Source organism: Streptomyces sp. PH10-H1 (assembly GCF_030063355.1).
Classification (GTDB): Bacteria; Actinomycetota; Actinomycetes; order Streptomycetales; family Streptomycetaceae; genus Actinacidiphila.
The window spans coordinates 49763-59450 of record NZ_JASISZ010000056.1; the positions used below are offsets into that span (position 1 = coordinate 49763).

Here is a 9688-nt window from a genome sequence, read left to right on the forward strand (position 1 = left end):
CAGGGTTTTCCGCGCGCGTTGCCGCGCGGGCTTCCAGCCGGGACCCGACCGGGAATCGATCGGAGGGAACCAGACGGTCCTGTGACGGCGTTGTGAGGGTGACGGTAGCTTCGTCGGCAACAACCCATCTCCATGGAGGGGACTCCCAATGGCTGTAAGCCTGTCCAAGGGCGGCAACGTCTCGCTGACCAAAGAGGCGCCTGGCCTGACGGCGGTCACGGTCGGTCTCGGCTGGGACGTCCGTACCACCACCGGTACCGACTTCGACCTCGACGCGAGCGCCATCGCGGTGAACACCGCCGGCAAGGTCTTCTCGGACGGCCACTTCGTCTTCTTCAACAACAAGGCGACGCCGGACCAGTCCATCGTGCACACCGGTGACAACAAGACCGGTGAGGGCGACGGGGACGACGAGCAGATCAAGGTCAACCTGGCGGCGCTCCCTGCCGACATCGACAAGATCGTCTTCCCGGTGTCGATCTACGACGCAGAGACCCGCAGCCAGAACTTCGGCCAGGTCCGCAACGCCTACATCCGTATCGTCAACCAGGCCGGCGAGGCGGAGATCGCCCGCTACGACCTGAGCGAGGACTCGGCCACCGAGACCGCGATGGTCTTCGGCGAGCTGTACCGCAACGGCGCGGAGTGGAAGTTCCGCGCCGTGGGCCAGGGCTACGCCTCCGGCCTGGTGGGCATCGCCACGGACTTCGGCGTCAACCTCTGACACCGGCCCCCCGCCTCCCGACGGCCCTCGTATCGCCTGGCGATCCGGGGGCCGTCGGCGTCGGCGGGCGCGCGTGCCGGGACAGCTCACTCGCTGGACGGCGCCCCGTCCGACGCACGCGGCCAGGTCCGACGCACACGGCCGGCGCGCCGCCTCATCCGGCGGTCAGAACTCACTGGTGTCGAGATCGAAGCCGAACGGTTCCGGCAGGGTGATGGTCTTGGAGATCTCGACCGCGGCCTCGCGGGTGAATCGGCCCTTGGACGGCTCCGAGTAAAGGATCACCTGGCCCGCGTCCCGGTCCACCAGCAGGTAGAACGGGATTCCCGCGGCGGCGTACGCCCGGAGCTTGCCCTCGCGGTCGTTGCGCCCGGTGGACTTCGATGTCACCTCGCCGATCAGGAGAACCGCATCGGTTCCGTGGTACTCCAGCTCGTCGCGGAAGCTCCTCTTGGGAGCGATCACCATGTCCGGAATGACCTTGGCGATGTCCACCGTCCCGCTGAGCTTGAGCCCGATCCCGGTGTACGTCCGCAGTTCCTTGCGGCTGACGGTCACCTGCTCGGCCACTTCGGAGACGATCTCTTCATGCTCGCCATTGGCGGGAGGTACCCCGTGGATTTCCCCTTCGATCAGTTCCACGCGCCACCCCTCGGGGGCTGCCGCGTCCAACACTGCGAAGGCGTCCTCGACCGATTCGGCGTAGCTGCGGTCGGCACCCGTACGCGGTTCGCGTTCTGGGGCGGTGAGTGCCATGACGGACCTCCTTCGTACGGCGCGACCCTGCCAGCGTAAATGACAGCCCCGCGGCACACTCCGTGAATGGTCACCCGAACGGGTTCACGAACATCCCGGCGCCGCCCGCGTGCCGTGGGTGATCGATCTGAGCATCGCGCTCGCCGTCCTCTACGCTCTCGGCCCAGCCGTCGACAGGACGTGGATCCCGCGCCGGCACCGCCTGTGGATGGCCGCCGTACCCCGTGCGACGATCGACGGCGTGATCGACCTCGGCTACGCCCTCTCCCGCCGCTTCCCCGACCCCCCGCAGACGGACTACCGCACCGCGGCCGTCCACGCCCTGCGCCACGACCTGTTCTGCGGCGATGTGTACCTCGCGAAGGGCGAGCGCGAACTGTCCACAGCCTGGGGATGGGTCCCGGTGCTCGACTTCGCCTGGGCGATGTGCGACATCGTCGAGCAGCTGGACCTCGATCCGCGCGGCGGCCGGGCCTCGCGCACCCAGTACGCCGAGTTCGACTTCACCGAGTCCTCCGACCGGCTCCGCTTCGCGCGGCGCTTCGGCTACGTGGACGTCACCGCCGACTGGGTCGAGGACGAGCCGCCGCTCTCCCTCCACCACACGACGCTGCGGCGCGAGGCGCGCGACTTCCTCCACGATCTGATCGCCGACCTCACCGACATGCACGACGGCCTCGCCGACAACCCGGTCATCTGGGACCTGCGGGCGCGCTTCCCGCGCGTCTGACCGTACGGGCGACCCGGGGAGTGCAAGCCGCGTGACCCGTTCGAGCCGTTCGAGCCGTTCGAGCCGTTCGAGCCGCGTAACCCGTATGGGCCGTCACCGGATGCGAAAGTCCTGACCAGGGCTTCCCTTCAGTCATGGAAAACTACCCGATGCTCGATCTGTTCTGGACGATGCTCCTGCTGTTCTTCTGGGTGCTGTCCGAGATGAAGAGCCGCGGCGACCTCACCGAGGCGGAGTTCAACCAGGCCAAGGAGAAGTTCCTGAGCCGCCCCACACCCGGCCCCGACTCCCGGTTCTGCCGCCGGCCTTGACCTAAACCATGGTTTAAGTTGAACAGTGGGCAGTGCGACGCCGACAGGTGGCCGCGCCGCCCACTGATCCGGAGAACGCCATGCGCGCCGCCCGACTCCACGCCTTCGGCCCCGCGGAGAACCTCACCTACGAGCTGACCGAGACCCCGGAGCCCGGCCCCGGGCAGGTGCGGATCGCCGTCGCCGCGGCCGGGGTGCATGTCATCGACACCGTGTTCCGCCAGGGCGACCCGAAGAGCCCGTACCCGCTGCCCGAGCTGCCGACCATCCCCGGCCGCGAAGTCGCCGGCACCGTGGACGCGCTCGGCGAGGGCACCGACCCGCGGTGGCTCGGACGCCGAGTCGTCGCGCACCTCGGCATGCTGCCCGGCGGCTACGCCGAGGTCGCGGTCACCGACGCCGAGAAGCTGCACGAACTGCCGGAGAACGTGGACTTCGCCGGCGGCATAGCCATGGTCGGGACCGGCCGCACCACCCTGGGCATCCTGCGGTTCGCGGACCTGACGGCGCTTGACGTGGTGATCGTGACCGCCGCGGCGGGCGGCATCGGCTCGCTGCTGGTCCAGCACGCCAAGAACCTCGGCGCCACCGTCGTCGGCGTCGCGGGCGGCCCGGACAAGGCCGACCGGGTCCGTACCCTCGGCGCGGACGTCGCCGTCGACTACAACGCCCCCGACTGGACCGACCGGGTACGCGCCGCTCTCGGCGGCCGTTCCGCGAGCATCGTCTTCGACGCCGTCAGCGGCCCGCTCGGCCGCGGGGCCGTCGACCTGCTCGGCAAGGGCGGCCGGCATCTCGTCTACGGCTGGTCCGGCGGCGGCCCGCTGGAGCTCGGCGAGGAGGAGCTCGCCGCTCGCGGGATCAGCTCCACGACGGTGGTCGGCCCGGCGATGATGCAGCGGATCGGCGGCCCCGAGGGCATGCGCGCCCTGGCGGCGGCGGCACTCGAGGAGGCCGCGGCCGGGCGCCTCGTACCGGCGGTGCAGCGCTTCCCGCTCGCGGAGGCCGCCGCCGCGCACCGCGCTCTGGAGACCCGCGCCACGATGGGCAAGGTCGTCCTGATCCCGTAGGGCCTGTCCGGCCGATCACGAACAGCCCTTGCGCCGCCGGGTACCGGCGTATGGGCAGCGCTTCGCGGCCCTCGCATCCGGCCCCGGCGGGCCCTTCGCGGAACCGTCCGCGTAGCGTTCGGGCCCCGCCCCGGGAGCCCCAGGGAACTCGGCGGGCCTCCCGGGGAGTTCCCTGGGGGAGATCCGCCAATGCGTCGAGGAGACACCATCATGGCCCTGTGGAACCGCTTCAAGGAATCCGCGCAGACCATGCAGACCCAGCTCACGTCAAAGAAGAACGACCTGAAGAGCGGGGCGTTCCGCGACGCCAGCATGGCGATGTGCGCGCTGGTCGCCGCCGCCGACGGCCAGATCGACCCGTCCGAGCGCCAGCGCGTGGCCTCGCTGATCGCGGGCAATGACGTGCTGCAGAACTTCCCGGCCGAGGACCTGCAGCGCCGGTTCAACGACTACCTGGGCAAGCTGACCGCCGACTTCGACTTCGGCAAGGTCGGCATCCTGCAGGAGATCGGCAAGGTCCAGAAGAAGCCCACCGAGGCCCGCGCCGTCATCCAGATCGGCATCGTCATCGGCGGCGCCGACGGGGACTTCGACAAGGCCGAGCAGGGTGTCGTCCGCGAGGCGTGCTTCGCCGTGGGCATCGACCCGAAGGAGTTCGACCTCTAGGTCGTTCCAGCAGCACTCATTCTCGGGCGGTTACGGGGCTTGGCGCGGCCCTGCCCTTCCGTCCCTGAGGCCGGTTCCAGCCGTCCACGCCGACCGTCAGGCCGCCGCCGGGATTCGCCCCGGCGGTGGCCTCGGCCCCGTGCGCGCGGGCGATCGAGGCGACGATGGACAGTCCGAGGCACCCGCGCCCTCGGCTACGGCGCCGGGCCGGCAGCCGACGAGAAGTTCACCGCCGGCACCGCCGACGCCGCCGACGCCGTCAAGCGCTGGCAAAAGGATCACGATCTGCCGCAGACCGGCGCCATCGGCCCCGAGCAGATCGCGTTCTCGTCCGGCCCCGTCCGTTCAAACTCGACGTCGCCGACGGCACGCTGGCGAAGACCGGCACCAAGGTCACCGTCGACTCCAGGCGGAATTGGACGAGGCAGTGTCGGAGCCGGGGAAGATTTCCAAAGGACTGCCGGCGAAACCAAGACTGACGCTGCGCAGCAAGGACGCCGATTTCTTCCGAACCTATGTGCAGACGAAGGGGGCCGTTCCCGCGCTGCTGGAGCTGTCGGCTGCCGGGCTGAAGACGGACGCGCAGAGGGCTGTGCGGGCCAACGCCAAGGCGTTGCACAAAACGCTGTCAGCTTGGACTGCCGGCCGGCGGCTCGACCTGGTGCAGATGCTGATCATGCGGACGTTTCTCGTCGTCGTCAGTACCCCAGACCTCAACAGCGCGCACCGGATCTTCAGCGTCATGAACTCTCGTGGGCTCGACCTCACCCCGGCCGACATCTTCAAGTCCCAGATCATCGGCGACCTCGGCGAGGGTGACGCCGCTGACGTGACAGCCACCAAATGGGAGAACGCCGAGGAGGCTCTGGGTCGCGACGACTTCGGGGACCTTTTCCTGCATCTGCGGATGATCTACGCGAAGGAGCGGGCCAAGGCGGAACTGCTCAAGGAGTTCTCCAAGCAGGTCCTCGAACCGCACTTCCTGCCGGGCAAAGCACAGGTCTTCGTCAACGAGGTCCTGGTGCCGTACGCGGATGCTTACGCCCAGATCCGGGATCACGACTACCGTTCCGAAACCGGAGCCGAGCGGGTCAACGTCTGGGTTCCAGCGCCTGGTGCAGATCGACAACAACGACTGGCGGCCGTCGGCACTCTGGGCACTCCGCAATCACGCGCCGGACCCGGAGTGGCTCGCCAGGTTCTTCCAAGCCCTCGAACGCCTCGCCGCCAGCATGTTCATCCGTCGCGTGTACACCACGCCCCGGGTCCAGCGATACGCGGAGCTGTTGAAGGACCTGGACGCCGGCCAGGGGCTCGCCTCACCCTCACTCCAGCTCACCCAAGATGAGCTCGCCGCAACCCGCGAACGTATCGACGGACCCCTGTACCTGGACCTCAAGACCCGCAAGTACGTCCTGCTACGCCTGGACGAGGCGCTGGCCAAGGGCTCAGGCGTCGTCTGCTCCCACTCCCTGATCACCGTCGAGCACGTTCTCCCGCAGAATCCGAAGGCCAACTCCCAGTGGCTCGCCGATTTCACCGACGACGAGCGGCAGTTCTGGACCCACCGGCTGGGCAACCTGGTCCTGCTCAACCGCTACAAGAACGCCGAGGCGCAGAACCACGACTTCGCCAAGAAGAAGGCCACGTACTTCACCGGCAAGCTCGGTGTCGCCAACTTCGCCTTGACCGCACAGGTAGTCAGTGCGAATAGCTGGACCCCCACCACCCTGGCGGCCCGCCAGGGCGAGCTCATCGGCGAGCTCTGCTCCGCCTGGGAGCTGTAAGCCCCATGGCAGCCTGTGGCCCCGCCGGGCGGTGGCAGATGAAGGTCAGCAGACGATGGCCTGGATCTCTCGAACCATGCGGTCCCGTGGGGCCGCTTGGCCATCAGCGGCACGAGGCCGGTCAACCGACGGGATGTGCGGGCTGACCGGCGTCATGGTTGTCAGCGAGCAGTCATTCCGCTTTCATCGCCTCGCCGGCTGGATTTGACATGACCATTGCAGGTCGCCCCTGATGTGAGCCGGCTGATATGCCTCCTCACTCGGGGCCGAACCACGGCGGCGCAGCGGGCAGCGCCGTCAGAAAATCCCCCAGGGGTTGGGATGCGGAGTGAGGGTGGGGTCCTCGGACCAGACCAGCCGGGCTTCCAGGTCGTCGCCGAGGAGCTCCTTCCTCGATCGTCGACTTCCCCGCCCACGTCATCGGCCCGAATCTCGCCCTCGCTCCTGTCTCCGCCGAAGGATTCATCGAAATCCACAACCGCATGGGCAACGTCGACATCGTCGCCGACCTGCAGGGTCACGCCAGCAACTGACGACTCATCTCTCCTCTTCGGAATCAAGGGCTCTTGAGCGTCCGAAAGGTCCGACGGCCTGGGAAGAGCGATAGGTGAGAAGCACAGGTATCGCCGCTGCATCGCCATGTAGGTTGACGTGGATTGTCCGGACACAGGTTCGGCGGGGCGGGCGGGGTCGAGTGCGAATATCGCGGTTTCCATGGGGATTTACGGTGCTCAGTCTTGGACTGGCGTTGCTTCCGGGGGTAGCTCACGCCGATCCTCCGTCGGTCCTGCATGTGGAGAGAGGCAACCCCGCCTGTTCGGATGCGGGGACGGGATCGGCCGCTGTTCCGTACTGCACGATTCAGGCGGCCGCAGACGTTGTCGTCCCCGGCCAGTTGGTCCTGGTGGAAGAGGCCGAGCGGGAAGGTCTTCCCGAATCGGTGAACCTGACCCGGTCCGGGACGGCGGACGCGCCCATCACCTTTGACGCCGTACCGGAGGCGGGCGCCTTCTCCGTCAGCGGGTTCACGGTGTCCGGGGCTTCCCACATCGTCATCCGACGGATGTCCGCCGACATTGCGGACGGGCCTCAGCTGACGATCTCCGGTGCCACCGACGTCACGATCGACAGGGCGATGTTCGGGGGCCCCTATGTCGGTCACCCGGCAGTCCATGTGACCGCGGGATCCCAGGGCGTCCGGGTCATCCGCAGCAAATTCGGGGGCTCGGGCGGGACCGGCACCCGTCAGCAGATCGTTGTGGACGGGGGATCGTCAGACACGGTCATCAGCAACAACCTGCTGGGGAACGGAGGCTATCCGCAGACCATCCCGCAGGTTTCTGTCGACGGTGCGTCCGGCACGGCGATCACGAACAACACCTTCGGATACGGCTGCACCGGCCCGCGTATCGCTGTGACCGGCGCGTCAACGGATACGGCGATGGAGAACAACATCATCCCCATCTGGACCCCGCCTGTCCCCGGGGGTAACCCCGGAACGGCGTGCTCCAGTTCGAAGCAGTTCGGGATCAGCGTCGCGAGCGACTCCCTGGCTCGGACCGTCACCGGATACAACGTCTTCATCACTGATGCTTCCGCACGGCCGTACGAATGGGCCGGTGTTCCCTACTCCTCGGTGGCCGCATTTCAAACGGCCACCAAACAAGGCGCGCACGATCTGACCGAAGACCGGCCCAACACGGTCACTTCGGCGTGTACAGGAAATCAGGTCAGCGGTCTCGGATCGCCAGTGATCGATTCTGCCGACGCCTCGGCACGGGGGGTACTGCCGATCGACTTCCGTGGGAACCAGCCGGCCGACGACCTGGACGTCCTCAACACCGGAACGGGCAGTGGTTTCCTGGACCGCGGTGCCGAGGAACTGACGAACTGCGTCGAGTTCAGGCAGTCGGCCAGTGAACCGGCCGGCCGGCGCGGCTGGCATGTGAGTCTGTCCGTGTCCCAGACCTGGCACGCTACGCGATCCGTGGAGATCGCCTGGGGAGACGGCACCAGCTCGGCTTTCTCCGCCGCCCAACTGAACCAGCGGGTCGAGGCCGAGCACGTATACGGCTCGTTCGGCACCTTCCAGGTGACCGAGACCCTGGACCCGGGTGTTGGAGCTCGCACGCTGACCACCATTGCCAGTCCCACAGGCAGCGGTTACATACCCGTCTCGCCGGTACGGGTCCTGGACACCCGTGACGGCACGGGCACCGGCGGGCTGAAGAGAGCGGTGCCGCCGCGCGGCACGGTGCAGCTGTCGACGGAGGGGATCATTCCCTCCGAGGTGGACGTCTCCGCCGTCGTACTCAATGTCACGGCCGTCAACCCCGCTGCCGACGGGCATGTCACCGCCTACGGGCATGGCGGCCCGGTCCCGAACGCCTCCATGCTGAACTTCGTCCGCGGTGGCATCACGGCCAACCTCATCACTGTGGAGAGCGGCCAGGTGGACCTGCTGAACGGCTCCACCGGGGCGACGAACCTGGTAGTGGATGTGGAGGGCTACTACCTGTGGTCCGGTGGCAAGCAGTACCACCCGATGAGCCCGACCCGGATCCTGGACAGCCGCACCGCTCCCGCCGGTGGGGTGGCGACGATGGTACCGGCCGGAAGTGAGGTCAGCGTCAAGGTCGCGGGAGTCTCCGGCCTGCCGGCCCACGGCGTCGCGGCGGTAGCGCTGAACGTCACCGAGGCCGATGCCATCGCTGGTGGCTTCATCACTGTCCGCCCCGGTGGGACCGACCTCACCAACGCCTCGAACCTCAATTTCACCCCCGGTCAGATCGTGGCCAACATGTCGGTGACAGGGGTCGGCACCGACGGGACGGTCACGTTGTTCAACTCGTCGTCCAAGCCGGTGAACCTCATCGTCGACATGGAGGGCTACTACGCCGACGGCGGTCTGTCCTTCACCCCGGTGGCCCCACAGCGCAGAATCGACACGCGCAGCCAGTGCTGCACCTTGGCTCCACATCAGGCCCGGTCGATCGTCCTGGACGACCTCGGTGAGAACTACCCGGGCCATGTGAGTTCCCAGTACCCGGGATACGCGGCCGTCCTGAACTTCACGGTCACCAACCCCACCGGCATCGGCCACCTCGACGTCTACCCGTCCGGCACCACCCGCCCGACGGCGTCGAATCTCAACTTCACATCCGGCCAGACCGTGGCCAACATGTCGATGGCGACCCTCGGCGCCGACCGCAAGGTGGCGTTCTACAACGGATCAGGCGGCAATGTCGATGTGATCGCGGACCTGGAGGGCTACTTCTCCTGACGAGATACCGGCCCGGCCACTGTTCATACGGTGTGCCGGGCCTGCTGGCTATGCGCTCAGCGGTTGACCCAGAAGTGTCCAGACAACAAGGAAGCCCCGGGCCACTGGCCTGGGGCTTTGTGTGGGGGCGAGTGACGGGGATCGAACCCGCTCTCTGAGCTTGGGAATCAAAGGATCTTGATAGCCGCGAAGTGCCTCTGAACTGCAAAAACGCCACGTCTGAGCAGTGCCAGCGTCGGAAGATTTCAAGTCCAGTGAGACGGTCGTGACGCTATGAGGTTTGTGGTGTGGGTTCCCGGCGTTTGGCTGGGTCGTTGATCCATGCCTTCTGGGGTATCTCGGGTGGTCGGGGGCGGCGGCC

Annotated in this window: 9 protein-coding genes and 1 pseudogene; 9 read left to right on the forward strand and 1 reads right to left on the reverse strand. The window is 67.4% G+C overall.

The window, feature by feature from the left end; translation table 11 throughout:
* Window positions 1–148 precede the first annotated feature (148 nt).
* Window positions 149–724 (forward strand): TerD family protein, encoded by a 576-nt coding sequence (locus QMK24_RS28510; RefSeq protein WP_283469678.1) that lies wholly within the window; start codon window positions 149–151, stop codon window positions 722–724.
* 165 nt (window positions 725–889) lie between these two features.
* Here QMK24_RS28510 and QMK24_RS28515 read toward each other — a convergent pair whose 3' ends face one another.
* Window positions 890–1480: a Uma2 family endonuclease gene (locus QMK24_RS28515; protein ID WP_283469679.1), complete on the reverse strand. Its 591-nt coding sequence runs from the start codon at window positions 1478–1480 to the stop codon at window positions 890–892.
* Window positions 1481–1721: 241 nt separating this feature from the next.
* On the opposite strand from QMK24_RS28515, the gene QMK24_RS28520 reads away from it, so the two are divergent.
* The 8 genes and pseudogenes from QMK24_RS28520 (at window position 1722) to QMK24_RS28555 (ending at window position 9327) form a co-directional block, all read left to right on the forward strand.
* Window positions 1722–2210, forward strand: coding sequence for a hypothetical protein (locus tag QMK24_RS28520; protein WP_283469690.1), 489 nt, complete (start codon window positions 1722–1724; stop codon window positions 2208–2210).
* Window positions 2211–2344: 134 nt separating this feature from the next.
* Window positions 2345–2521, forward strand: a complete 177-nt coding sequence (locus QMK24_RS28525) for an SHOCT domain-containing protein (protein WP_283469680.1) — start codon at window positions 2345–2347, stop codon at window positions 2519–2521.
* A gap of 80 nt (window positions 2522–2601) precedes the next feature.
* Window positions 2602–3591 (forward strand): zinc-binding dehydrogenase, encoded by a 990-nt coding sequence (locus tag QMK24_RS28530; RefSeq protein WP_283469681.1) that lies wholly within the window; start codon window positions 2602–2604, stop codon window positions 3589–3591.
* A 210-nt stretch (window positions 3592–3801) separates the two neighbouring features.
* Window positions 3802–4257, forward strand: a complete 456-nt coding sequence (locus tag QMK24_RS28535; RefSeq protein ID WP_283469682.1) for a tellurite resistance TerB family protein — start codon at window positions 3802–3804, stop codon at window positions 4255–4257.
* A 39-nt stretch (window positions 4258–4296) separates the two neighbouring features.
* Window positions 4297–4521, forward strand: a pseudogene (locus tag QMK24_RS41945) (hypothetical protein); the annotation flags it as partial.
* A 151-nt stretch (window positions 4522–4672) separates the two neighbouring features.
* Entirely contained in the window at window positions 4673–5605 is a 933-nt protein-coding gene (locus QMK24_RS28545) for a DUF262 domain-containing protein (protein ID WP_283469683.1), read from the forward strand.
* Window positions 5544–6044 carry an HNH endonuclease family protein gene (locus QMK24_RS28550; protein ID WP_283469684.1) on the forward strand — a complete coding sequence of 167 codons (501 nt, stop codon included), beginning with the start codon at window positions 5544–5546 and terminating at the stop codon, window positions 6042–6044. Before QMK24_RS28545 ends, QMK24_RS28550 begins: the two co-directional genes overlap by 62 nt.
* Before the next feature lie 607 nt (window positions 6045–6651).
* A complete protein-coding gene (locus QMK24_RS28555; protein WP_283469685.1) occupies window positions 6652–9327 on the forward strand; it encodes a right-handed parallel beta-helix repeat-containing protein in 2676 nt (891 codons plus the stop codon).
* Window positions 9328–9688: the final 361 nt, after the last annotated feature.

Bases quoted from the DNA above. Each gene is read 5' to 3' on its own strand.
- QMK24_RS28525 (WP_283469680.1), top strand. From the start codon at position 2,345: ATGGAAAACTACCCGATGCTCGATCTGTTCTGGACGATGCTCCTGCTG.
- QMK24_RS28530 (WP_283469681.1), top strand. From the start codon at position 2,602: ATGCGCGCCGCCCGACTCCACGCCTTCGGCCCCGCGGAGAACCTCACC.
- QMK24_RS28535 (WP_283469682.1), top strand. From the start codon at position 3,802: ATGGCCCTGTGGAACCGCTTCAAGGAATCCGCGCAGACCATGCAGACC.
- QMK24_RS28515 (WP_283469679.1), bottom strand. From the start codon at position 1,480: ATGGCACTCACCGCCCCAGAACGCGAACCGCGTACGGGTGCCGACCGC.
- QMK24_RS28510 (WP_283469678.1), top strand. From the start codon at position 149: ATGGCTGTAAGCCTGTCCAAGGGCGGCAACGTCTCGCTGACCAAAGAG.